Annotated in this window: 23 protein-coding genes; 10 read left to right on the forward strand and 13 right to left on the reverse strand. The window is 66.8% G+C overall.

Annotated features, from left to right (window positions below):
- Positions 1–3: 3 nt before the first annotated feature.
- On the reverse strand, positions 4–1,680 hold the full coding sequence (locus tag DQ353_RS05570; protein ID WP_113761784.1) for a thiamine pyrophosphate-dependent enzyme: 1,677 nt from the start codon (positions 1,678–1,680) through the stop codon (positions 4–6).
- 280 nt (positions 1,681–1,960) lie between these two features.
- Here DQ353_RS05570 and DQ353_RS05575 point away from each other — a divergent pair, with 280 nt between their 5' ends.
- Positions 1,961–2,551 carry a GNAT family N-acetyltransferase gene (locus DQ353_RS05575; protein WP_113761785.1) on the forward strand — a complete coding sequence of 197 codons (591 nt, stop codon included), beginning with the start codon at positions 1,961–1,963 and terminating at the stop codon, positions 2,549–2,551.
- Between the two features lie 83 nt (positions 2,552–2,634).
- Here the strand turns inward: DQ353_RS05575 and DQ353_RS05580 are convergent, their stop codons facing one another.
- The 4 genes from DQ353_RS05580 to paaI all read right to left on the reverse strand — a co-directional run bounded on the left by DQ353_RS05580 (position 2,635) and on the right by paaI (position 5,967).
- Positions 2,635–3,336 (reverse strand): nicotinamide mononucleotide transporter, encoded by a 702-nt coding sequence (locus DQ353_RS05580; RefSeq protein WP_113761786.1) that lies wholly within the window; start codon positions 3,334–3,336, stop codon positions 2,635–2,637.
- A gap of 88 nt (positions 3,337–3,424) precedes the next feature.
- Positions 3,425–4,042, reverse strand: a complete 618-nt coding sequence (locus DQ353_RS05585; RefSeq protein ID WP_113761787.1) for a TetR/AcrR family transcriptional regulator — start codon at positions 4,040–4,042, stop codon at positions 3,425–3,427.
- A gap of 112 nt (positions 4,043–4,154) precedes the next feature.
- Entirely contained in the window at positions 4,155–5,477 is a 1,323-nt protein-coding gene (locus DQ353_RS05590) for an AMP-binding protein (RefSeq protein ID WP_113761788.1), read from the reverse strand.
- A gap of 49 nt (positions 5,478–5,526) precedes the next feature.
- Complete coding sequence (paaI, locus tag DQ353_RS05595; RefSeq protein ID WP_113761789.1) at positions 5,527–5,967, reverse strand: hydroxyphenylacetyl-CoA thioesterase PaaI; 441 nt, start codon at positions 5,965–5,967, stop codon at positions 5,527–5,529.
- Positions 5,968–6,227: 260 nt separating this feature from the next.
- On the opposite strand from paaI, the gene DQ353_RS05600 reads away from it, so the two are divergent.
- Positions 6,228–6,587 carry an SPW repeat domain-containing protein gene (locus DQ353_RS05600; RefSeq protein WP_502696376.1) on the forward strand — a complete coding sequence of 120 codons (360 nt, stop codon included), beginning with the start codon at positions 6,228–6,230 and terminating at the stop codon, positions 6,585–6,587.
- A 61-nt stretch (positions 6,588–6,648) separates the two neighbouring features.
- Here DQ353_RS05600 and DQ353_RS05605 read toward each other — a convergent pair whose 3' ends face one another.
- Positions 6,649–7,941 carry an MFS transporter gene (locus DQ353_RS05605; protein ID WP_181578258.1) on the reverse strand — a complete coding sequence of 431 codons (1,293 nt, stop codon included), beginning with the start codon at positions 7,939–7,941 and terminating at the stop codon, positions 6,649–6,651.
- A 72-nt stretch (positions 7,942–8,013) separates the two neighbouring features.
- Between DQ353_RS05605 and DQ353_RS05610 the strand changes: the two genes are divergently transcribed.
- Positions 8,014–8,436, forward strand: a complete 423-nt coding sequence (locus DQ353_RS05610) for a ClpX C4-type zinc finger protein (RefSeq protein WP_220093974.1) — start codon at positions 8,014–8,016, stop codon at positions 8,434–8,436.
- A 51-nt stretch (positions 8,437–8,487) separates the two neighbouring features.
- Positions 8,488–8,721, forward strand: a complete 234-nt coding sequence (locus DQ353_RS05615; protein ID WP_113761792.1) for a DUF6019 family protein — start codon at positions 8,488–8,490, stop codon at positions 8,719–8,721.
- Here DQ353_RS05615 and DQ353_RS05620 read toward each other — a convergent pair.
- The 3 genes from DQ353_RS05620 to DQ353_RS05630 all read right to left on the reverse strand — a co-directional run bounded on the left by DQ353_RS05620 (position 8,663) and on the right by DQ353_RS05630 (position 13,632).
- On the reverse strand, positions 8,663–9,709 hold the full coding sequence (locus DQ353_RS05620) for a GNAT family N-acetyltransferase (protein ID WP_220093975.1): 1,047 nt from the start codon (positions 9,707–9,709) through the stop codon (positions 8,663–8,665). The two genes, DQ353_RS05615 and DQ353_RS05620, sit on opposite strands and share 59 nt — an antisense overlap.
- Positions 9,706–11,868 (reverse strand): S9 family peptidase, encoded by a 2,163-nt coding sequence (locus tag DQ353_RS05625; RefSeq protein ID WP_113761793.1) that lies wholly within the window; start codon positions 11,866–11,868, stop codon positions 9,706–9,708. The genes DQ353_RS05620 and DQ353_RS05625 overlap by 4 nt, the downstream gene beginning before the upstream one ends.
- A gap of 135 nt (positions 11,869–12,003) precedes the next feature.
- Positions 12,004–13,632: an alkaline phosphatase D family protein gene (locus DQ353_RS05630; RefSeq protein ID WP_113761794.1), complete on the reverse strand. Its 1,629-nt coding sequence runs from the start codon at positions 13,630–13,632 to the stop codon at positions 12,004–12,006.
- Between the two features lie 140 nt (positions 13,633–13,772).
- On the opposite strand from DQ353_RS05630, the gene DQ353_RS05635 reads away from it, so the two are divergent.
- The 4 genes from DQ353_RS05635 (at position 13,773) to DQ353_RS05650 (ending at position 17,603) form a co-directional block, all read left to right on the forward strand.
- Positions 13,773–14,252 (forward strand): serine hydrolase domain-containing protein, encoded by a 480-nt coding sequence (locus tag DQ353_RS05635; protein ID WP_181578259.1) that lies wholly within the window; start codon positions 13,773–13,775, stop codon positions 14,250–14,252.
- Positions 14,249–15,328: a serine hydrolase domain-containing protein gene (locus DQ353_RS05640; protein WP_181578260.1), complete on the forward strand. Its 1,080-nt coding sequence runs from the start codon at positions 14,249–14,251 to the stop codon at positions 15,326–15,328. Before DQ353_RS05635 ends, DQ353_RS05640 begins: the two co-directional genes overlap by 4 nt.
- Positions 15,329–15,441: 113 nt before the next feature.
- On the forward strand, positions 15,442–16,848 hold the full coding sequence (locus tag DQ353_RS05645) for an amino acid ABC transporter substrate-binding protein/permease (RefSeq protein WP_502696377.1): 1,407 nt from the start codon (positions 15,442–15,444) through the stop codon (positions 16,846–16,848).
- Complete coding sequence (locus DQ353_RS05650) at positions 16,845–17,603, forward strand: amino acid ABC transporter ATP-binding protein (protein WP_113761798.1); 759 nt, start codon at positions 16,845–16,847, stop codon at positions 17,601–17,603. The genes DQ353_RS05645 and DQ353_RS05650 overlap by 4 nt, the downstream gene beginning before the upstream one ends.
- A 599-nt stretch (positions 17,604–18,202) precedes the next feature.
- Here DQ353_RS05650 and DQ353_RS05660 read toward each other — a convergent pair.
- Complete coding sequence (locus DQ353_RS05660) at positions 18,203–18,994, reverse strand: polysaccharide deacetylase family protein (RefSeq protein WP_113761847.1); 792 nt, start codon at positions 18,992–18,994, stop codon at positions 18,203–18,205.
- Between the two features lie 249 nt (positions 18,995–19,243).
- Here DQ353_RS05660 and DQ353_RS05665 point away from each other — a divergent pair, with 249 nt between their 5' ends.
- The gene (locus DQ353_RS05665) at positions 19,244–19,672 is read left to right on the forward strand and encodes a DoxX family protein (protein WP_113761799.1); all 429 of its coding nucleotides are present in this window, start codon (positions 19,244–19,246) and stop codon (positions 19,670–19,672) included.
- A gap of 80 nt (positions 19,673–19,752) precedes the next feature.
- On the opposite strand, the gene DQ353_RS05670 is transcribed toward DQ353_RS05665, so the two are convergent.
- The 3 genes from DQ353_RS05670 to DQ353_RS05685 all read right to left on the reverse strand — a co-directional run bounded on the left by DQ353_RS05670 (position 19,753) and on the right by DQ353_RS05685 (position 22,532).
- Positions 19,753–20,667: a MetQ/NlpA family ABC transporter substrate-binding protein gene (locus DQ353_RS05670; RefSeq protein ID WP_113761800.1), complete on the reverse strand. Its 915-nt coding sequence runs from the start codon at positions 20,665–20,667 to the stop codon at positions 19,753–19,755.
- Positions 20,668–20,787: 120 nt separating this feature from the next.
- Entirely contained in the window at positions 20,788–21,507 is a 720-nt protein-coding gene (locus DQ353_RS05680) for a methionine ABC transporter permease (RefSeq protein WP_113761801.1), read from the reverse strand.
- Positions 21,498–22,532, reverse strand: a complete 1,035-nt coding sequence (locus DQ353_RS05685; protein ID WP_113761802.1) for a methionine ABC transporter ATP-binding protein — start codon at positions 22,530–22,532, stop codon at positions 21,498–21,500. The genes DQ353_RS05680 and DQ353_RS05685 overlap by 10 nt, the downstream gene beginning before the upstream one ends.
- A gap of 377 nt (positions 22,533–22,909) precedes the next feature.
- Here DQ353_RS05685 and paaA point away from each other — a divergent pair, with 377 nt between their 5' ends.
- Complete coding sequence (gene paaA / locus DQ353_RS05690; protein WP_113761803.1) at positions 22,910–23,899, forward strand: 1,2-phenylacetyl-CoA epoxidase subunit PaaA; 990 nt, start codon at positions 22,910–22,912, stop codon at positions 23,897–23,899.
- Position 23,900 lies beyond the last annotated feature (1 nt).

The following is a 23,900-nucleotide window of genomic DNA, read 5'->3' on the forward strand; positions in this document are numbered from 1 at the left end:
GGGTCAGTAGGCCTTGACGCGCTGTTCCACGATCAGGTGGACGAGGGCGAACTGGCCCTTTTCATCGATCGCCTCCAGCGCGGCCTCGAGGGCCGCGGGAACATCGGCGTCGTTCTCGACGCGGATGCCGAAGCCGCCGAAGGCCTGGGCCATCAACGCGAAGTCCGGGTTCTTCAGCTGGGTGCCCGAGATCCGCTGCGGGTAGTGGCGTTCCTGGTGGGTGCGGATGGTTCCGTACTCCTGGTTGTCCATCACGATGACCAGCGGGGTGGCGCCGTACTGTGCCGCGGTGGCCAGTTCCTGGCCGTTCATCAGGAACTCGCCGTCACCGGCGATGGTCACCACGCGGCGGCCCGGGAAGTTCAGCGAGGCCGCGATGGCGGAGGGCACGGAGTACCCCATGGACCCGTTGCGTGCCGAAATCATCGAGGCGTATTCCTCGGTAGGGAAGTAGCGGTGCGCCCAGTTGGTGTGCTCGCCGGCGCCCAGGGTGATGATGGCGTCCTTGGGCAGGGACGGGACCAGGTTGGCCATGAGCGTGTCCATGCGTGCCGGCCCCGCCGAGGGAGTGGCCGGGGGCAGGGCGGCGAATTTTTCCTGTTCGCCGCGCATGCGTTCGGTGAAGGACCTCCATTCGGGCTTGCCGGAGAACTCCATCATGACCAGGTCCCTGACAAAGACATCGGGCTTGGACACGATCTGGTGGGAAACCGGGCCGGAGCGGCCGCGCAGGGACGGGTCGATGGTGACCAGGAAGTTCTTTTTGGACCAGTCCTGGCGCACCAGGAAGCCGTCGGTGATGACATCGCCCGGGACGGTGCCGACGAAGATCAGCAGGTCGGTTTCCTCGAGCAGGTCGTAGGTGGGCTTCGGGCGGCCGTAGCCGATGGGACCGACGTAGGAGGGCGAGCTGAAGGGGATGTTGCCTTCGCAGCGCCATTCGACGGCTGCCGGCAGGTGGTGTTCCTCGAGCCAGGTGGCGAGCTGGCTTGTTCCTTCATGCGTCCAGTCGTTGCCGCCCAAGACGAACAGGGGCTTGGAGGATTGCTGGAGTGCGTTCTTGAGCTCCTTCCAGTCCGTCACGGTCATGCCGCCGCTGGCCACCGGGATCACCGGGTGCAGGCCGGGGTCGACCATTTCCCGGATGACGTCCTCGGGCAATCCGACGACCACGGGGCCGGGGCGTCCGCTCATGGCGGCGAACATGGCTTCGGCCACGATTTCCGAGGCCCGCTCCGCGTGGTCCAGGACCATCACGCGCTTGGCTCCGGTGTCGAACCAGGCCTTGATGTCGAATTCCTGGAAGGCTTCGCGGTCGCGGTGGGCGAAGGGAATCAGGCCCACGAACAGGACCAGCGGCGTCGAGTCCTGCCATGCGGTATGCAGCCCGACGTGCGCGTTGGCGGCACCCGGTCCGCGGGTCACCATGGCGATGCCCGGGCGCTGGTGCATCTTGCCGTCGGCCTCGGCCATGTAGACGGCACCGCCTTCGTGGCGGCAGACGATGGTCTCGATGGGGGAGTGGTGAAGCCCGTCCAAGACGTCCAGGTAGCTCTCCCCGGGAATCACGTACGTGCGTTCCACGCCGTGGGCCACCAGGGTGTCAACGATGATGTGTCCGGCCGACTTCTTGGTCGGCACCTGGACCTCGGCGGGTTCTTGCAGTGCTTGGGTGCTCATGCGTCATTGCTCCTTGCTGTCACCACGGCGAACGGGGACAAGTGTTGCACGGCGGTCACGTCATTGTGCCGCGTCGGGTCGAACTAAATCTGAAGTTTCAGCAAATGTACATGATGCTCGTGCCTGACCCTAAGTATGATGCGAAATGCTTCTGTCATATTGGGTCGTTGATCACAATGTCTTGTCTTTTGCCCAAGCACCGGCAGCAAACCTTGCCGTCCAGCCCGGGGCGGAGGCCGGGTGGGCAGGATCTTGGCACCTTCGGACCTAGGGTGGCACCATGACTGACGGTAGGAATTCCGCTTCGGGACCATGCCTGCGCCCGTGGACCGACTCCGGACAAGACATCGCGGCAATCCTTGATGCCTTCGACAGCGATGACATGGCGGCACAGGCCGGGGAACCGATCAACTCGGATGCGGCGGCCGGGCGTTGGCTGGCCCAGTGGCTCGAGGCGGGGAACCAGGGTGCCGTGGCCTTCGCCATCGACGTGGCGGGCAGGGCCGTCGGGCACGTGATGGCAGGCGCCATCGACCGCCGCCACGACACGGCGTGGGTGTCGTACTGGGTCGCTCCCGAAGCCCGCGGTGCGGGGCTGGCATCGCGGGCGACCGCCGCCCTGGCCGAGCACTGCTTCGGGTCCCTGGGGCTTTTCCGGCTCGAACTGGCCTACCGGGTGAACAATCCGGGCTCTGCGGGCGTGGCCAGGAACGCCGGGTTCCGCGTCGAGGGCCTGGAACGGGCAAAGCTGCGCTACCTGGATGTAGACGGGAACCCGGTGCGGTACGACGTGCAGACCTGCGCCCGGCTGTCCAGCGACGGCCCCGCCCTGGTTCCGCCGCTGCCGCTCGCCCCTGCGGGTACCGCGTAAACCGGGGATCGACGTTGGACGGCAAATGGCCCGGAACCAACTGGTTCCGGGCCATTTGCCGTGACGGAAAAACGCGCCTGTGTCTATGCGGTGTATGGGCTTGGCGGGTACTTCGCGCCAGGCGTCGCGTCGGCTTCCATCGAGGCCTGGGTGGGCAGGTTGCGCCAGGCGAACCAGCCGTAGAGTCCGGCCAGGGCCTGGAAGACGGTGACGCCGAGCAGGGCCAGTGCGGGGTTGGTGTCAAAAAGCAGGGCGACATAGACGATGGCCGACGCGGTACTGGCCAGCCAGGCCCAGCGGTAACCGCACGCGATGCCGAGAAGGGACACGATCAGCGCGGCCTCGGCCGCGAAGGAGAACCACAAGGCGGAGGTTCCCTCGGTGAAGATGAACCCGGAAGTCAGCATGCGGCCCATGCGCAGGGCCGTGAACACCAGCACCAGCAGCAGGCCGATCAGCAAGGACTTGACGCTGAACCCGCGCTGGATGACCTTGCGTCCGAACTTCCCGGAGATCTCGAACTTGGAGAAGCGCCACAGGCCGAAGGCCGCCGCCAGCAGGGCCGGCACGGCGTAGGCGAGCAGGGACGCCTCGAATTGCAGGGCGATGACCAGCGGGCCGGCGAAGATGGCCAGGATCTGTGCCCACCAGCCCAGGTCGTTGCGCCGGGCGAGCAGCACCATGGCGATGCAGCTGAGCAATGCCGAGAGGGCAAAGAGGGCCACCTGGGTTCCGGAATCCGTTCCGGGGGCCTGGGTGAAAAGATTGTAAAAAAGTTCGTCCACGAAGAATGCTGCCTATTCACAAAGAAAATCGGTGGGGGCGGTGCGGTGCCTCAGCTATTGATCGTAGCGCGACTTGAGTTGGTGATCCCTATTGGCTGTTCTGGTGCAATCCATCGAACATCATGGTGATGGCGTGCTCCTCGACCTGTTCGGCCGTGACGTTTCCATCTTCCCTGAACCATTCGACCAGGGAGTTGATGGTGCCGAAGAGCAGCCGGGTGGTGGTGCGAGGGTCGATGTCGCTGCGCAGCGAGCCTTCCCGCTGCGCCTCGACCACCAGGTCCGAGACCTTGCGGTCCACGGCGCGGCGGCGCTGGAGTGCGTCGCGCTCGATCTCGGTGTTCCCGCGCAGCCGCAGCAGCAGCGTCACGTATTGCTGGCGCTTGACCAGGACCCGGATCGTGGAGCGGAGGAAGAACTTCAGGCGCTCCTCGGCGGTGCCCACGCTGGCACGTTCGTCCTCGGCGATGGCCTCGAGCGGCACCAATGCCTCATCGAGGGCCAGACGCAGCAAGTCGCCCTTGGAGGGGACATGGTGGTAGATCGCGGACTTGCTGATGCCCAGGTTCTCGGCGAGCTTGCCCATGGAGGTGGCGTCGTAGCCGTGCTTGTTGAACACCTCCACGGCGATCGAGAGGACGGATTCCTGGTCGTATCCGGGGCGACCGCGCTTGGTCGGTGAGGAGTTCGTAACGCTGGCAGTCATGATTCCTCATTCTCTCACGAACGGTCGGTCCGTAAATCCGGGCCTGGATGCCGCTTGGAGGGGCGGGCGGTGGTGTATCCATCGCCCGCCCCTCCAGGCGGCGGGGGCCGGCCTACTTCTTCTCGCGCAGGTCGTAGATGCGGCGCAGCTTGCCCGAGGAACGGGCCAGGGAACCGGGGTCCACGACGTCGATGGCGCAGGACGAACCGACATGGATCTTGATCTGCTTGGCGAGTTCCTTGCCGGCAGCCTCGGCGCGGTCAGAGGTGCAGTCCTCGCGGCGCTCGATCTTCACCGCGAGCTGGTCCATGCGCCCGGGGCGGGTGATCTCCAGCTGGAAGTGCGGGGAAAGGCCGGGCACCCGCAACGCGATTTCCTCGATTTGGGACGGGAAGAGGTTGACCCCGCGCAGGATGATCATGTCATCGCTCCGCCCGGTGATCCGTCCCATGCGGCGGTGCCCCGGCCGTGCGGTTCCCGGCAGCAGGCGGGTGAGGTCGTGGGTGCGGTAGCGGATGATCGGCAGCGCCTGCTTGGTCAGCGAGGTGAACACCAGCTCGCCGTGCTCGCCGTCGCCCAGGACCCGGGTCTCGTCGAAGGCGTCAATGATCTCCGGGCGGAAGTGGTCCTCCCAGATGTGGCTGCCGTCCTTGGTCTGGTTGGACTCGCCGGCCACGCCCGGGCCCATGACCTCGGACAGGCCGTAGATGTCGCAGGCGTCGATGTCGAACATGACCTCGAGCTCGTGGCGCATTTCCTCGGTCCATGGCTCGGCACCCAGGACCGCGGTCTTCAGCGAGGTCTTGCGCGGGTCGATTCCGGCCCGCTGCATGGCATCGCCGATGGTCAGCAGGTAGGTGGGGGTGCACAGGATTGCGTCGGGCTCGAAGTCCTGGATCAGCGTGATCTGCTTTTCGGTCTGGCCGCCGGACATCGGGATCACGGTGGTGCCCAGGCGCTCGGCCGCGGCGTGGGCACCGAGTCCGCCGGTGAACAGGCCGTAGCCGTAGGCGTTGTGGACCTTCCATCCCGGTTTGACGCCCGAGAGGCGCAAGCAGCGCGCGCCCATCTTGGCCCAGTCGTCCAGGTCCTTCTGGGTGTAGCCGACCACGGTGGCCCGGCCGGTGGTGCCGGAGGATGCGTGGATGCGGGCGACCTCGTGCTGCGGAACGGCGAACATGCCAAACGGGTAGGTCTTGCGCAGGTCTTCCTTTTCCGTGAACGGGAACTTGGCCAGATCCGCCAGTTCCTTCAGGTCGCTCGGGTGCACGCCGGCGGCATCGTACTTTTCCCGGTATAGGGGAACCCTGTCGTACGCGTAGGCCAGGGTGTCCTGCAGGCGCGTGAGCTGGATCGATTCGATCTGATCGCGGCTTATGGTTTCTTCCGGGTCCAACGGGTTGGGCAGTTCGATCCGGGTGGAGGTCTGGGTCATGTCGTGGCCTTACAAGCGATGGGGTTTTGGGAGGGGTAAAGGTTTGGCCCTAGGCGGGCTTGGGGATGGTGCGGGAACGGCCGCGGAACTCGGCCAGCACCTCGTCCTCGGAATCGGGGACGGACTGGAAGATCTGGATGTCGTAGATTCCGCTGCGCCCGGATTGCTGGCGGCGGTTGGCCACGGCGGTCAGCGTCCGGCCGGGGATGCCTGGCTTGAGGAAATTGATGTCCACGCCCGCTGCCACGGTCATGGTGTCGGCCGAGCCGGTGTGCGGGTTGCAGGAGAGCGCGAAGGCGGTGTCGGCGAAGGCGAAGATCATGCCTCCGTGGGCGATGCCGAATCCGTTGAGCATTTCCTTGCGCAGTTTCATGGTGATCGTGGCATGCCCGACGTCGACCTTGAGCACCTCGATGCCCATCCACTCGGATGCGTAGTCGTTCTTCAGCAGGGGATGTGCCAGGGGTGCATCGACGCCGGTGTCGCTCATGAAGGGGCCTCTCAGTTATTTACCGAACGATCATTAGGTAATCCTGAAATGTGAGATAAGTCAAGACGGGTGGGCAGGAATCCCGAGTTTTCGGGCGACATCCATTCGTCATCAAGGACCCAACCGAGCCAAGCGTCCAGCGAGGAGCGCCGGGTCGGGCCCGAATGCATCTGCGGGACGAAAGCCCCTACACGCCACGACGCACCAGGCCCAGACTGAAGGCAGGAGCAAGTACGTGGCATCAAAGGAGTTGAAGTCCGATGCGTAGATTCAGGCGTTGGGAAGATTGGGTCGTGGTGGTCGTTGGGATCGTAATGGCCTTGACGCCCATCTGGTCGGAGGGCATGGGCAATTCGGTGTCGATGCTGATCATCTCCGGGGTGCTGTTGCTGGCTGTCGGGGTGGTCAACCTGGCCGGGCCAAACCTGTTCGGGATCGAGATCGGGCAGGTCCTGGCTTCCATTCTGGCCATCATCCTGCCATGGCTGGGCCACTTCAACGGGACAAATGTCCCGGCGCTCACCGCATGGATCGGTGGGGGATTGGCCTTGCTGGCAACCTTCCTGGCCATGAAGCCCAGCATTGACGTTTCGGAAAAGCTGCACCACCAAGAGGGTTAGGCGCGGCCTGGGCCGCCTGTGCATCCGCCGGCACAACCGTGCGTCGGCGGATGCCTGCGTCTTAGGCATTGTTTCCGCGCGGTTCGGGGCCCAGGTGCCAGGTGCGCAGCGGGGAGAGAAGGAGGGGTAGGGCAGACAGCCCTGCCAGCAGCGCCCAAGCCCACAGCACCGGTTGGATCCCGAAGGCGGACGCCGCAATGCCTCCAGCGATGCTGGCCACCGGCATGATCCCCAGTGTGAAGAAGCGGTTGCCCGCCATGACGGCGCCAAGCCGCGATTCCTCGCACAGCCGCGGGATGACCCCGGCGCCGGCCACGGTCGCCAGCACCAGCATGAATGCCCACAAAAATGACTGTGCGGCCACCCAGGCCAGGGCGGGGCCCGGCAGGATTTCGGCCAGGGCCAGCGCCGCAACGGCCGGCACGCAGCCCAAGGATGCCGCGATCTTCAGTCTTCCGATGCCCAGGAACCCGAGCAGCCGCGGGGCAACAAGCGAGGCAACCAGGCCGCCGCTTGCCGAGACGGTCCCGACCAGGGCGAAGGTTGCGGCGGAAAACCCCAGTGATGAGATCACGAAGACGGCGAGGACCGAGTTGCCCAGCATTGCCGCGGCATTGAGCAACAGGTTCGACAGCAGCAGCGCGCGCATTGTGCGATGGCCAACGGCCATCGACAGCCCCTGGGCGATCGAGCGCCAAAACCGTGGCCTTGGCCCGGCCGCCGGGAGCGAGGGGTGGCCGGAGGCTCGGGGCAGCAGGAGCGCAGAGCACAGGTAGCCGACGCCGCCCAGGACCAAGGCCAGCGGGGCGGCGAGGATCTTCAACCCCGCGGTCGCCATTGCGGGGGTGCCGATCGAGGCCAGGCTGGAGACCCGCTGGAGCCTGGCATAGGCGCCACCCAGTTCGTTGGTCCCCACAAGGGACGGGACCAGCGCCCCGCTGGCCGAGGTGAAGAAGACATCGGCGATGCCCAGCAGTGCGGCGGCCACCAGCAAATGCCACATGTCCAAGGAACCCCGCAGGAAGAGCAGCGGGATCGACAGGATGAGTGCGGCCCGGGCGAGGTCTGCCGCGCGCATGGCCCGGAGCTTGGGGAGTCGGTCGACCAGGGCGCCGATCGGCAGTCCCAGGACCAGGAAGGCCCCGAGTCCCAGGGCGTTGAGCAGGCCGACCTCCGCCGTGCCCGCGCCGAGGCTTGCCACGGCGATCACCGGCAGCAGGGTCCGGGTGGCGTTGTCGGCCAAGGATTCGAAGGCGGTGGATGCCAAGAGCCGCCGGAAGGCCGCCGGGTTTCCCTGCCGTTTCGCCGTCGTTCGTGCTGGTGCCGGATCCACTGCTGAGCGCCTCTCGATCATGTCAGGTGAGTCCTGACAGAATGTCAGGTTTAGCCTGACAGTACAACCCCGTTGATCGCGTAGTGTTGGGATGTGAGTGATACAGGGGCAACGATGGATCCGGCCGACCGGATGGCGGATACCGGCCAGTGCAGCTTTTGCGGGCGTTCCCGGGAAGCCTGCGGCAAGCTTGCCTATGGGCCGGGCGTCGCCATTTGTTCCGACTGCACGGAAAACTGCGCTTCGCTGCATGCCGGCGGGGTCGCCTCCGAGCCCTGGCGTGAAATGACCCAGCAGCAGGTGCTGGAGCTGTTGCCCCGGATTTCCGCGGTGGCCGCGCAGGTCGAGCAGCGCTTGGCCGCGTGGGTGGGCGTCGCCCGGGACAAGGGCGCCAGCTGGGCGCGCGTGGGCGAGGCCCTGGCCATGACACGGCAATCGGCCTGGGAACGGTTCAAGCAGCCCGGCAGCCATCGGGCCAAGGGCCACGAACCGCCGACGGCGGATACCCGGGGCTGAACGCCGGCGAACCGCACCGACCGGGCCAGGGGGTTCCGTTGGGATCGGGCCATGGATGCAAGCATGCCCTCGGCCCTGGTCTTGGCCATCGTGTTTGCGCTGGTGGCCCTGTACGCCCTGTACTTCGTCATCCGCGCCGCGGTGCGCGACGGCATTTGGCTGGCCCGCGCCAAGGAAACCGCCAAGGACCCCCGGAGCGGTCCCGGGCGGCGTGCGAAGACGCCGGCTAGCCTTCCTCCGGCCCCGGGTTGCCCTGCAGGATCCGTGCGTAGAGGTCGCGGATGAACGGTTCCTTGGCCCGGTTGTAGTCCATCACCAGCCCGGCACCGCCGCCGCGGTCATTGATCCGCTCGGCGGACGCCCGCTTGATGCGCGCATAGGCATCCAGGTCGGCCGGATGCGTGCACAGCCACCGGCGGAACGCGACCATGCGTGCGGTCTCGGGGCAGCCCGGGGCAAAGACATGGATGTTGGCTGCCGACAGCCCGGAGCCGGGCCCGGAAACCAGCAGCCGGTGGCCGTACCAATTGCGCTCACGGAGGCGGAAGACGAATCCCGCCGCCTCAAGCCGGGGCACATAGTGCTCCTCGACCCCGGGATCCTCGACGGTCAACACCACGTCAATGACCGGCTTGGCCCACAGCCCCGGCACCGAAGTGGAACCCAGATGCTCGATGGCCAGCGCCCGGGAACCCAGGGCATCGCGCAGGCGCCCGGCAAGCCCGGCAAAATCCTGCGGCCAGGATGCCGACGGCGGAACAACGCGTACGGGGGCCGGGACCGGTTCGCCGTGGATCCACTCCACGGAACCGTCATCCGGCACGGGGTTGCGCAGCAGCGGCAGGTGGGGCAACACGCAGAGGTGGCGGCGGCGAGAAGGCCGGCGGGGATCGGCCGGGGAGGCGCTGGCGTGGAACCCGGCGGCCCGGTAGAAGCCGATGGCGTCGTCCTCGGTGCGCGCGACGACCATAGCCGCCGCGTCCGCCTGGATCCGCCGCACCAGTGCGCCGGCCACCCCCTGGTGCCGCAGCCCCGGGGCCACGGCGAGGTATTCGAGTTCGACCGCGAAACCATCGATGCGCCGATACACGGCCAGCGCTGCGGGTTCCCCCGCCGCATCGTGCACCAGCAGCAGCTGATGGTCCTTGATCCCTTCGATCAGGGCGTCGAGGTCAGCGCCGGTGGCGTCGGAGGCTGCGGTGAGCAGCGCCCGGAACGCGGGGTTTGCCGCGAACCCCGCGTTCCGGTCGCTGCTGATCCGGGGTGTGCTCATGCGCCTTCGCGGTTTAGGCCCAGGGTATCCAGGGCGAAGGCGTAGTCCCAGGCGCGGGTCTTCCAGCCCTCGTAGCGCCCCGAGGCCCCGCCGTGGCCGCCGTCCATCTCGATCTTCATGACGATCGGGGCACTTCCGGTGGTTTCCTCGCGCAGCTTCGCCACCCACTTGGCCGGCTCCACGTACAGCACGCGGGTGTCGTTCAGCGAGGTGACGGCCGCGATCCTCGGGTAGGGCAGGGCCGCGACGTTCTCGTACGGGCTGTAGGACTTCATGTAGTCGTAGACCTCCTTGTCCTCGATGGGGTTTCCCCATTCCTCCCACTCCAGGGCCGAGAGTGGCAACTCCGGATCCAGGATGGAGGTCAGCGCGTCCACGAAGGGCACCTGGGCGATAATGCCGGCGTAGAGCTGCGGGGCGAGGTTCGCCACCGCGCCCATGAGCAGCCCTCCGGCCGATCCGCCCAGGGCCACGATGCGGGCGGGATCGGCCCAGCCGGTGTCCAACAGGTGCTTGGTGGCATCCACGAAGTCGGTGAAGGTGTTCTTCTTGGTCAGTTTCTTCCCGTCCAGGTACCATTGGCGGCCCAGTTCGCCGCCGCCGCGCACGTGGGCGATCACGAACACGACGCCGCGGTCCAGCAGCGAGAGCCGCGGGATGCCGAAGCCCGGGTCCATGGACATCTCGTAGCTGCCGTAGCCGTAGACGAGCACCGGATTGGGGGACTCGTTGGTGATCTCCTTGCGGCGCAGGATGGTCAGCGGGATCCTGGTGCCGTCTGCCGCGGTGGCCCATTCGCGGGTGGCCAGGTAGTTGGCCGGGTCGTAGTTGTTGACCCGGGTCTGCTTGCGCAGGGACAGGGTGCCGTCGGCCAGCATGTAGTCGTAGACGCGGGCCGGGGTGAAGTCCGAGGTGTAGGACAGCCGGATCATCGGTGCCTCGAGCTCAGCGTTGGCCAGCGAGCAGGTGTACAGCTCCTCGTCGAACTCCGGTTCCACGGCCGGGAGCTGGGATTCGGTGCCCAGGCCTGCCAGCGGAAGGACCTGGATGCGTTCGGTGGTGTCCTTGCGCACGGAAATGACCAGGTGGGTGGCCGTGGCGGCGGTGCCCTCGACCTTGACGGTGTCGCGGTGCTCGAGCACCGTGTCCCAGCGCTGCTGGGCGTAGGGCAGGGCGAGCTGGTCGGCGCGCAGCAGCGAGACCATGTTGTTCAGTGCCTTGCGGTCGTGGGTGATGACGTAGGCGCGCCGTCCCTGAAGGGTGACGGGGTCGGCGGTGTGCAGGATGCGGTGCTCGCGGGAGACCAGCATGACCGGGACCGCCCGCTCGTCGGCCAAATCCAGGGTGAGGGTCTCGGAGTACTCGGAGTTGCCGATGGAGATCAGCAGCTCGGTGCGGTCCGCGGAGAGGTCGAAGCCCAGCCACATGCCCGGGTCGTCTTCCTGGAAGATGACCACGTCGGTTTCCGGGTCGGTGCCCAGGGTGTGGGCCTTGATCTGGTGGGGACGCCAGGACTCGTCGACCACGGTGTAGAAGACCCGGGTTCCGTCGGGGGAGAACGCCAGCCCGTAGAACACGTTTTCGATGGTGTCCGGGAGCAGCGCCCCGGTGGACAGGTCCTTCAGGCGCAGGGTGAAGCGCTCGTCCCCGGCGTTGTCCTGGGCATAGGCCAGCAGGGTGCCGTCCTCGCTGACGGCCATCCCGCCCAGGGAGAAGAAGGGCTTGCCCTCGGCCTCCCTGTTCCCGTCCAGCAGCACCTGTTCGCCGGCGATCGGCACACCCGCCTCGATGGCCGGGGGCGTCCAGTCCGCGGCCAGGTCCCCGGTGTCGGTGGCTGCCACGCGACAGTGGATGGCGTATTGGCAGCCTTCGGCCGTGCGGGTGAAGTACCACCATCCGCGCTTGCGGGCGGGGACCGAGAGGTCCGTTTCCACGGTGCGCGCCTTGATCTCGTTGAAGATGGCCTCACGCAGCGGGCCCTGGTTGGCGGTGACCGCCTCGGCGTAGGCGTTCTCATCCTGAAGGTGTGCCCGGACCGCGGGGTTGTCCTTGTCCCGCAACCACTCGTAGTCGTCGGTGAAGGCATCCCCGTGGTGGGTGCGAACGGTGGGGACCTTGGGGGTCTGCGGGGCGGGGAGTGCGTGCTCGGCGTGGCTCATGCTTCCATTCAATCCGACTTGCCGCCCGTTGGGCCCATGGCTTCGCCCAACGCGGACAAATCCGCTTCCCGCCCGGCACCGTGGAAAACGGCCACCGGGGCCCACGGATCGCCACCGGGTGCGGGTGCGGGCGGATCAGCGTCGCGGGGACAACGTCCGGGTGTATTGGACCTGGCCGTTGGCATTGATCAGCTTCACTGTGAAGGCCGAGCCGTCGCCTGGGATCTCCACGTGGCCGAAGTACTGGTGCTCTCCCGAGCGCGGGGAGGCCATGGTGCGGCCGGCCTGCTGGAAGTCGACCCGCGGGCCGAAGGTGCCATCCAGGGCGTTGGGCCCGAAGGAGCCGGCGTTGATGGGCCCGGCCACGAACTCCCAGAACTCGTTGAAGTCGGAGAACGCGGCGCGTTCGGGGGAGTAGTGGTGGGCGGCGCAATAGTGCACGTCCCCGGTCAGGAACACCACGTTCTTGATGTCGTGCTTCTTGATTGCCGCCAGCAGGCGGGCCAGTTCGAGCTCGCGGCCCAGCGGGGTGCCATGCTCGGCGTTGGAGATCGACTCCTGCGCCTTCCCGTCGGGCACGATGAGCCCCAGCGGCAGGTCGTTGCCGATGACCTTCCAGGTCGCGTTCGAGGCGCGCAGCGAGCGGATCAGCCACTGCAGTTGTTCCTCGCCCAGCAGGGAAGTCTCCCTGGTTTCCAACCCGGGCGTGTTCCGGCCCTTGTACGAGCGCATGTCCAAGGCGAACACCTCAAGGTGCGGCCCGCGACGGATCCGGCGGTAGATGCGGGCCGGTTCGAAGCCGGTGCCCGGGCGCAGCGCGCGCTTCTCGGCGATCGGCATGTACTCCTGCCAGGCCCGGCGTCCGCGGGCCGCCAGGACGTCCACCTCGCGCACGGTGTAGCGCGGATCGTCGATGATTTCGCCGGGGTACCAGTTGTTCACCGTCTCGTGGTCGTCCCATTGCGCGATCACCGGGACCTGGGCGTACATGGCGCGCAGGTTGGTGTCCATCATGTTGTAGCGGTGTCGGCCGCGGTATTCGTTGAGGGTCTCGGCGACCTTGGCGACCTCCTCGGTGATGACGTTGCGCCAGATGTTTCCGTCCGGTTCGGTCATCTGCGCGGCGATGGGCCCGTCCGCGTAGATGGTGTCGCCCGAGTGCAGGAAGAAATCGGGCTTCGTTGCGGCCATGGCCGCGTAGCCGCGCATCCCGCCGATCTCCTCGTTGATGCCGTAGCCCTGCCCGGCGGTGTCGGCGGTCCAGACGAAGCTCTGCGCCGCTGATTCGCGGTTGCGCCCGTTGCCGGGGGCCGGAGCGGTGCTGAAGGAACCGGTGCCGCTTTCGCTGCGCCGGCCGGATTCGTCCTCGAAGTACAGCTCCATGGCGAATCGGGTGCCCGCGGGCAAACCGCGCGCATTGATCTTGGCCGTGAAGTCGGTGCCGGCGTGCGCCTGGGAACCGGCAAGCTTCACGGTGCGGGCGAAGCGCCCCGCCAGCGGATGGCCCGCCTCGTCGGTGGCACGCAAGGTGGCGTGCCGGCGCCCCGGTCCGGAGGCGCGCGACCACAGGACGGCGGAATCCGTGGAGACATCCCCGGTGGAGATGCCCGAGGGCAGGGTCAGCCGGCGGACAGCCAGCGGCACGCCGGCCGGGCGCTGCGCCGCGAGGGCGGAAGGAGCAGCGGGGGAGGTTGCGGCCAGGGCGGAGAGCGCCGCGGCGCCCTTCAGCAGCGAGCGGCGATTCGGGAGCGGGGAGATATCCATGGACCCCAGCCAACAACACCCCGGAAACCGGAGCCTTGCGCCGCGGTTAACGTCCGCCCAACCTTTGCCGGAACGGCCCGTTGCCGTGCCGTGCGGAGCCAATACGTCGGCCACCTGCCACCCGGTGGCAGGATGGCTTCGTGGGCACAGCGCATGGAACCGGCGGGCAGCAAGCCACCAAGGACATCTGGAAGTCGGTGCTGGCCTATGCTCCGGGCAACCTCGAATACGACCGTGCGCTTTCGCGCCACCCCGGGTACCAGGCGGCAGTGGCCGTGGACGGGGAAATCCTGGGGGCCTTCAGCGCGGGGTACGCACGGATCGACCCCGAAGAGGCGATGACCGACGGGCACCTGTTCCGGGTGGCCTCGCACTCCAAGACCTTCACCGCCACCGCCGTGATGCTGCTGCGCGGGGAAGGCAAAATGACCCTCGAGGACACCCTGGGCCAATGGCTGGCCCCGCTGGCCGGCAGCCCGGTGGAACACGTGAGAGTGCGCGAACTGCTCTCCCATTCCGCGGGGGTCACCCGCGACGGGGCGGAGGCCGACTTCTGGGCCCTGGGCCGGGCGTTCCCCGGGGCCGAGGAACTGCTGCAGGTGCTGCAACCGGGAAGGTGATCGAACGCAACGAACACTTCAAGTGCTCGAACATCGGGTACGGGCTGCTCGGCCTGCTCGTCGAGGCGGCAGGAGGACTTCCCTTCGCCGACTTCGTGGATGCGCGCATCCTGGCACCCCTGCAGCTGCGCGACACCGGCGCGGACCTCGACGAACGGGCGGGGGAACTCGCGACCGGGTACGGGACGCTCGCGCTCGCCGGAGACCACGGTGCCCTGACGGGACGCACCCGGATCGAACACATCCACACCCGGTCGCCGGGAGCCGCCACGGGCTTCCACTCCACGACCTCGGACATGCCCAGGTACTTCTCCTCCCACCTCGTGGGACCCGGCACCGGTGTGCCGGACGATGACTCCAAGCGCCTGATGCAGCGCGAGGCCGAGGACTCCGGGGCGCCGGGGCGCGGCTACGGGCTGGGATTGATCATCCAGGACGTTGCCGGCCACGGGAGTTTCGGCCGCAGCGGCGGCTACCCCGGGCACATCACCCGCACCTGGGCGGTTCCCAAGACCAAGGTGGTGCTCAGCGTGCCGACCAACGCCATCGACGGGCCGGCCACCGAATACGGCGAACGGCTCTTTGCCCTCGCGGCGCTCGCCGGGAAACCCACGCCCGATTCCTGCGCAGGGGTGGATGAAGAGGTCTTGCTGCGCTTCACCGGCAGGTTTGCCTCCCTGTGGGGCGTGGTGGACATCGCGGCGCTCGGCGGGAAGCTGTACCGGATCAATCCGGCGGCCCCCGTGGCCGTCGAGACCACCGTTCCGCTGGAATTCGTGGACGAGGCCACCCTCAGGTCCCTCGATCCCAACGGATTCTCCGGGTACGGGGAAGTGATCCGCTTCGAGGTCGACGTGGCGGGAGCATTGACGATGCGCGGACCCGGGGGCATGCTCTTTGAACGTCCGACGGGCTTCCACGCTCCCGCGGTGCTTCGGGTCCCGGCCGGCTGTGAGCCGGGCATGGAACCCGGCGCAGTGTCACGGTCGGGCAACAATGCCGGGGCAAACCGGCATTCTTCCCGCGTGGATGGTGCCGTCGGCGACCATCAGCATCTAGGCTATGACCCGTGTTAGCGCCCTCGCACCACGGAGGCGGAACCTGCAACCAAGGAGATGAACGACTTTTGAAGACGTCCAGAACGACTCGAGGTCCCAGGACCTGGCCCAGGGCGGTGATTGCCGCCGCCATGGGCATGTTCCTGGTGTTCGGCGGAGCCGGGGCCGCCATGGCGGCCCCGACCGACAACGGTGTCGAAGGCAAGACCTTCGTCATCGGCACAGACACCACCTTCGCTCCCTTTGAGTTCCGCGAGAACGGGGAGCTGACCGGAATCGACATGGACCTGGTCCGCGCGATCGGCGAGGCCGAAGGGTTCGAGGTCGAGATCCGTTCCCTTGGGTTCAACGCCGCATTGCAGGCGCTGACCTCCAACCAGGTCGACGGAGTGATCGCCGGCATGTCGATCACCGACGAACGCAAGCAGGTATACGACTTCTCGGAACCCTACTTCGAGTCCGGCATCCAGATGGCGGTCGCCAAGAACGACGACACCATCAAGGGCTATGAGGACCTCAAGGGCAAGACAGTGGTCGCCAAGACCGGGTCCGAGGGCGAGGCCTACGCCAAGTCGATTGCCGGGCAGTACGGTTTCACCGTCAAGTCCCTGGACCAGTCGGCAACCATGTACGAGTCCGTCAAGTCCGGTTCCGCCGTGGCCGTCTTCGACGACTACCCCGTGCTCGCCTACGGCGTGGCCCAGAACAACGGGCTGAAGACCGTCACCGACAAGGTCCCCGGAGGGTCCTACGGATTCGCCGTGAACAAGGGCAAGAACACCGCCCTGCTGGCCGCCTTCAACGACGGGTTGGCCAAGCTGAAGGCCGACGGCGATTACCAAGAGATCCTGGACAAGTACCTGGCCAATCCGACCGCCGCCCAACCCACGACCTTCCTGGACCTGCTGGCCAAGTCCTTCCCGGCACTGATGAGCGGCCTGAAGAACACGCTGCTGGTGACGATCATTTCCTTCGCCGTGGCCATGGCGATCGGCCTCTTGGCCGGGTTCATGAAGATCTCCCACAACATCGTGTTGCGCGGAATCGCCACGACCTTCGTCAACATCTTCCGCGGCACCCCGCTGCTGCTGTGGGCCTTCATGTTCTACTTCGGCCTCCCGCAGCTGACCGGGCAGCCGATCAACATCTGGGTTGCCGGCGTGCTGACGCTGTCGTTGAACTCCGGCGCCTACGTCGCGGAGATCGTGCGCGGCGGCATCCAGTCGGTGGACCCCGGACAGCTTGAGGCCTCACGTTCGCTGGGCCTGGGCTACGGCAAGTCCATGCAGAAGGTCGTGGTCCCGCAGGCGTTCAAGATGATGACTCCTTCCCTGATCAACCAGCTGATCATCATGCTGAAGGATTCCTCGCTGCTGTTGGCCATCGGTTTCGCCGAGCTCCTGTACCAGGGCCAGCAGATCTACGCGGCGAACTTCCGCGTCACCGAGACCCTGCTGATCGTGGGCGTCATCTACTTCGTGGCCGTCATGGCCCTGACCAAACTGGCAAACTACGCCGATCGGAGGTTCAACAAGTGAGTGCATCACCGGTTGAAACACAAAAGCCAGCCAAGATCACCGTCAAGGGACTGCGCAAGTCCTTCGGCGCCAACGAGGTGCTCAAGGGCATCGACGTCGAAATCGGTGAGGGCGAGGTGGTATGCGTGATCGGTCCCTCGGGCTCGGGCAAGTCCACGCTGCTGCGCTGCCTGAACAAGCTCGAGGAGATCTCCGCGGGCCAGGTGGTGGTTGACGGCTTCGACGTCACCGACCCAAAGATCGACATCAACGAGGTCCGCCGCCACGTGGGCATGGTCTTCCAGCACTTCAACCTCTTCCCGCACATGTCGGTGGCCGAGAACATCATGCTCGCCCCGGTGGAACTGAAGAAGGCAACCAAGGTCGAGGCCCGGGCCCAGGCCATGAAGCTGCTTGACCGCGTGGGCCTGAAGGAAAAGGCGGACGCCCGCCCGGCGTCGCTTTCCGGCGGCCAGAAGCAGCGTGTGGCCATCGCCCGCGCGCTGGCCATGAACCCCGGCATCATGCTCTTTGACGAGGCCACCAGCGCCCTTGACCCGGAAATGGTCGGCGAGGTGCTCCAGGTCATCCGCGACCTGGCGGCCGAGGGCATGACCATGGTCCTGGTGACCCACGAGATGGGCTTCGCCAAGGAAATCGGGGACCGGGTGATCTTCATGGACGCAGGAGTGGTCTGCGAGTCGGGCCGGCCGGACGAACTGTTCGGCAACCCGCAGCAGGAGCGCACCAAGGAGTTCCTCTCCAAGGTCCTCTAAGCGGGCGTCCGCGCAGGAAGCGGCACCGCACCCTGGCCCAAGGCCGGGGTGCGGTGCCACCGCCGTTTGGCCTCCGGAGCCCGCCCGTGAACCAAAGCTAGTCCCGGCAGGCCGATTCCCGCACTTTGCACGGCATGGTTGGGGCATCCAGGGTGGATGGCTTGGGAAGGCATGGACCATGGGGCTTTTTGGAACTGCTGGACGGGCCGCGGTCGCCGGTTCGGTCGTGGGCCGCGTCCAGCGCAAGCAACAGCAGCGGTTTGCCGCCAAGGATGCTGCGGCGGCAGGCGTGCCGGCCGTGCCAACGCAGGCTCCGGCAGCCGCGGCGTTGCACGAGGCGGCACCCGTCGAATCGGAGACATCCCCGGTCGGCCTGACCGACCAAAAACTGGCCCCGCTCAAACAGCTCGGGGAACTGCTGGACGCGGGTGTGCCCACCGACGAGGAATTCCAGGGCAAAAAGGCCAGGATCCTGGCCCTGCAGCAGGACCGGGGAATGGCCCGGAGGGCTGTTCGCCTGCTGCACGGATGGGAGGGGGGGTTCCGCATCGTGTGGCGCCGCCCCTTCGTGCCTCAGGGGCAGTCGCGACGTTGGGCGCTCAACCCTTGCCGCCGGGGTGCCGGCCCGTTCCGTAGGCGATGCCGGGCTTGGGGTTGCCCACGAGCTGGCTGACCGTGACGAAGTGGTAGCCCTGGGCGCCAAGGTCCGCCAGGATCTTGGGCATGGCCTCGAGGGTGGACTTGTGGATGTCATGCATCAGGACGATGGAGCCGGGCACGATCTTCTCTGCCGCCTTGGTGGTCTTCTTGGTGTCACGGGTCTTCCAGTCCAAGGTGTCCACGCTCCACAGGGCCACCGGCACGTCCAGCGACTTTTTCAGGCCCTTGGGGATCACCCCGTAGGGCGGCCGCACCAGTGTCGGCGCGGCACCGGTGGCCTTCTTGATGGCCTCCTCCGTCTTGCGCAGCTCGCGCTGCCCGGCAGCCAGGGACAGCTCGGTGAGGTCTTGGTGCGAGTAGGTGTGGTTGCCGATCTCGTGCCCCGCGGCCACCTCGTCCCTGGCGATGCCGGGATGTTTTTCGACGTTCTTCCCAATGAGGAAGAACGTGGCCTTGGCGTTGTGCTCGTCCAGGAGCTTCAACAGTGCTTCGGTGTACGTTCCCGGGCCGTCGTCGAAGGTCAGGGCCACGCACTTGACCTTGCGGCAATCCGGCGCCGCGGGTGCGGGTGGCTTGGCGGCGGCCGGTGAATCGGCAGCGGTGCTTGGCTCGGCCCCCTGGCCCAACCGGTATCCGCTCCAGTGCTCGCTCAGCGGTGCTCCGCAACCGGCCAGGAAAAAGAGCAGCACCACGGAGGTGAGGAAGCGAAATGCGGTGGAGCGGGAAGCCATGATGACCATGTTGCCGGTTTAACCTGCGAAGTTCCTCAACCGGTGCAGTGTTACGCCAGACGCGTGGCGGACCCGGGCCACGGCAGCAGCGCTGCGTGTAGCCGGAGTGGCAACGAATGTCACTTAAGTTGAAGGTTCAAGTAAGTTCGTGGCAGGGTTGTCTCCGGGACAAGGGCCGAAGGAATCGGCCCGCCGCACCCGCCCGCCAGCAGGCGGCCGGGTGCATTGAATCTACGTAAGGATTTCCTGATGGATGCTGCAACAAAGACCCCGGCCCTGGCCGCCACCGCACAAACCATGCTGCGCGTGGTGATTGGTTTCCTCTTTGCCGCCCACGGGTGGCAGAAGTACTTCCAATACACCCTCGACGGCACCACCGCGGCATTTGGCCAGATGGGCGTGCCGGCCGCCGGCCTGGTGGCCCCGGTGGTGGCAACGCTGGAGATCGCCGGAGGCATCGCCCTGGTGCTCGGCGTGCTCACCCGCGTCTTTGCCGTGCTGCTGACCGTGAACATGCTTGGCGCGCTGGTGTTGGTGCACGCGCCGGCCGGCGTGTTCGTCGAGGCAGGGGGCTTCGAGCTGGTGCTCGCCCTGGCGGCAGGTGCCGCGGCCATCGCGCTGCTGGGCCCGGGCCGGTTCTCCGTGGACAGGTTCATTCCGGCCCGCATCGCCGCATAGTCTCCGGGGCGCATGCGAGGACCCCCGTGGGCCCAGTTCAATTCCGGTTTCGTCCACGGGGGTCCTTGCCTGGGGGATGGCTACTTGGCGTCGATGGGGATCAAAAGATCCTTGACGGCCGGGTCGGTGCGCAGGAACTCCTGCACCGCCGGATCCTGGAATGCCGCCACCAGGCTCTTCACATTTTCGGTGTCGGCGAATTCGGTGCCGATGGTCAGCTGCCCGGCAAACTCGTCCGGGGCCGCCGGGGCGAAGATCTGCTGCCTCAGCGGAACCTTGGCCGAGACGTAGTACTCGGTGTAGCCGACCGCGGCATCAAGGTCGGGCAGCGAGCGCGACTGGGCGGCGAAGTCCAGCAGCTTGAACTTGATGCCCTTGGGGTTTTCCGCGATGTCCTTTTGCGTGGCCTTCCACTTGTCCATCGAGGGGTCGAGCTTGATCAGCCCGGCGCGTTCCAGCAGCCACAGGCCCTGTGCTTCGTTGGCGGGGTCGGAGTACAGGGAAATGGTGGCCCCATCAGGGATCTCGTCGACAGACTTGTACTTCTCGCTCCAGATCCCGAATCCCCAGCGGAAGACCGGGGTGGCCGCGGCGAGCTTGAAGTCGGGATTGGCCTCCAGCACCTGGGAGAGCCAGAGCTTGTGCTGGTAGATGGTTCCGGCGACCTCGCCGGTGGACACCGCCCGGTTCAGCGTCGTCGAATCGGCCAGCCCCTTGAAGGCCACGTTGATGCCGTACTTGGGTGCAACATTTTCGGCCACGAAGTTCACCAGGGCTTGCTCGGCGTGGTTGCCCTCGGCGGTGACCACGGTCAACGTGGCCCCGGCAACGGTGTTCGGCGACTGGGTGTCCGCGTTGGAGCCGATGATCGCGCCCGCCGTGATGGCTGCGGCCAAAGCGATGGCGGCCAGGGTCCAGGGCCACTTCTTGTGCTTTTGGATGGTGAAGCCGTGGGATTCGCTCACTGGCTTGGTCTCGGGATCTGTGATGGTCATGGGGGAACTGCCTTTCGGGCGCGGGAGTGAACAAGCGATTGCTGGTCGGGAGCAGGAGGATTGCCCGGGCCCGGGCCCGGGCCTGGGCCCGGGGGCGGGGGCGGCGCGGTGCCGGGTTCGCTAGGCCCGGCGGCGCAGGTGCGGCGTGGTGGCTCTGACCAGGGCGTCTCCGCCGACTTGGACGATGGTGACCATCGCGATCAGCAGGAGCACGGTGGCCAGCATGACCGTCTGGTCGAAGCGCTGGTAGCCGTAGGTGACGGCGACGTAGCCGATGCCGCCGGCGCCGATGGTCCCGGCGATGGCCGAGTACTCGATCATCGCGATGGTATTGATGGTCAGCCCGCCCAGGATCGCCGGGACGGCCTCGCCCAGCTGCGCGGTGCGGATGATCTGCAGCGGGGATCCGCCCGAGGCCCGGGCGGCGGCGGTGACCGAGCGCGGGACATCGCGCAAACAGTTCTCCACGAGCCGGGCGAAGAACGGGATGCCGGCCAGCGACATGGGAACCACGGCGGCGGCAATGCCGATGTTGGTGCCGGTGACAAAGCGGGTGAATGGGACGATCGCGGCCATCAGCACCAGGAACGGCAGGGACCGGCCGATGTTCACGATCCAGCTGAGCACCGAATAGGTGCCGCGGTGCTCGAAGAGCCCTCCGGGAGCCATGTTGTGCAGGGCGACGGCGATCGGGGTTCCCAGGGAAACGACGACCAGCATCACGATGCCCACCATGGCCAGGGTCTCGCCCAGGGCCGGGACCAGCAACGCCGGAAGTTCCGGCAGGGGAGTGTCGGCCAGGGCGCGGATCTGCACCGCGGCGGAAATGTTCAGGCCCATTGGAGTTCCTCCGTGGCTCGGGTTGCGGGTGTGGAAGGATGCGGGTCGGCGGCGCGGGGGACCGCACGCAGCCCGTAACGGGCGAAGGCCGCGGCTGCCAGACGCTCGGGGGAGCGGAGCCCGACGGTGGCGTTGCCGGTGCTGGTCCCGCCGATGGACTGGATGGTGGCGGCCAGCAGGGCTGCCGGCTCGCCGAGGTCTGTCGAGATCCGTTGCAGCCAGTCCGCCGGGACGGAGCGCGAATCGTAGGTCACGTGCCAGGCCCGTGACCCGGCCGCCGGATCGGCCGAAGACAGCTGCGGCTGCAGGGCCCGGCCAAGGATCGAGTCGTGGTCGGTGAGCAGATCCACCAGGGAACCCTGCTCGGCGATGCGTCCGTGCTCCAGCCGGGCCGCGGAGTCGGCCACGTGCAGCACGGTGTCCATTTCATGGGTGATGAACACGACCGCCAAATCCAGGTCATCGCGCAGCTGGCGCAGCAGTGCGACGACCGAGCGGGTGGTTTCCGGGTCCAGGCCGGAGGTCGCCTCGTCGGAGAGGAGCACCGAGGGACGCAGCGCCAGGGCGCGGGCGATGCCCACGCGCTGGAGCTGTCCGCCGGACAGCTCGAATGGGTAGTGGTTGGCGCGGTGCGACAGCCCGACGCGTTCGAGCAGCTCGGCAACCCGCGCCGCGGTCTCCGCCGGGGTCACCCCCAGATACTGGAGCGGCAGGGCAATGTTCTGCGCCGCGGTGCGGCGCGAGAGCAGGCTGGCGGATTGGAAGATGGTGCCGATACGTCGCCGGGCGACCCGCAGCCTGCGTTCGGGGAGGCGTGCGAGGTCCTCGCCGTTGACGATGACCTGCCCGGAGGTGGGGCGTTCGAGCAGGTTGATGCACTGGGCCAGGGTCGACTTGCCGGCGCCCGAGGGGCCCACGACGGCCAGGATCTGGCCGGTGGCGACCTCGATGTCGAGGCCGTCGAGCACCGTGACGGCGCTGTCCCCGTGTCCGTAGACCTTGGTGAGGTTCTTCAGGCTGATCATGCGTTCGGCTCTCCGTGCTGGCGTGGCACCGTGGGGTGCCATCGGGTTTTCGGGCTCCGGCCCGGCGGTCGGCGCCGGGGGATGAACCATTGTGTGCCGGAGGAAAAGGGCCGTGCCACGGGTCGTTCACACGATGGAACCCAGCGACTTCTTGCGTCATCTGCGGGACCTGTTTCCGGGCCCTTGCCGTGTCGGGGAGACGGCGGCGGCACCCATCCCGACTTTCTCCGTCATGTTCGGGCGACGCCGGGCCCGGGCATGGTAACGGTCGACGCGACGGCGGCCAGGCCGGGTCGGTGATTGACGAAAAGGCGGTCGTCCGCATATCCTGAACGAACGGTCAGTAAATAATTCTTTGTCACAGTGAGGTGAGCACTATGGCTGCACAGCAAGAAAGCGGCGGATCGCTATCCGCGGTACTTTCTCCTGAGGAGCAAGCAGGGCAGGATCGGTTCAACCAGATCATTGCCGACGATTCGCGCATCGAACCGCGCGACTGGATGCCCGAGGCATACCGCAAGACCCTGACGCGGCAGATGTCGCAGCACGCGCACTCCGAGATCATCGGCATGCAGCCCGAGGCCAACTGGATCACCCGGGCTCCGTCGCTGAAGCGAAAGGCCATCCTGATGGCCAAGGTGCAGGACGAAGCCGGCCACGGACTCTACCTGTACTCCGGCACCGAGACCCTGGGAACCCCGCGCGATGTGCTCAACGAGCAGCTGATGACGGGCAAGGCCAAGTACTCCTCGATCTTCAACTACCCGGCACGCTCCTGGGCGGACATGGGCGCGATTGGCTGGCTGGTCGACGGCGCAGCCATCGCCAACCAGGTCCCGCTGTGCCGCGCCTCCTACGGCCCCTACGGCCGGGCCATGGTGCGCATCTGCAAGGAGGAATCCTTTCACCAGCGCCAGGGTTTCGAGATCCTGCTGGAGCTGGCCAACGGCACGCAGGCGCAGAAGAAGATGGCGCAGGATGCCATCAACCGCTTCTACGCCCCGTCACTGATGATGTTCGGACCCCCGGATTCCGATTCCCCGAACTCGGGGCAGTCCACCGCGTGGAAGATCAAGCGGTTCTCCAACGACGAATTGCGCCAGCGCTTCGTGGGCATGATCGCCGAGCAGGTCAAGGTCCTGGGCCTGACCCTTCCTGACCCGGAGTTGCGCTTCGACGCGGAAACCGGGACCTGGATCCACATGGAACTGGACTGGGTCGAGTTCAAGGCAGTCATCGCCGGCAACGGGCCCTGCAACGCGCAGCGCCTGCAGCGCCGCCGCGATGCCCACAACGAAGGCGCCTGGGTGCGCGAAGCTGCCGCGGCATACGCGGCAAAGATGGCTCGAAAGACCGAGGTTGCATAGA

Source organism: Arthrobacter sp. AQ5-05, assembly GCF_003287975.1.
Lineage (GTDB): Bacteria > Actinomycetota > Actinomycetes > Actinomycetales > Micrococcaceae > Paeniglutamicibacter.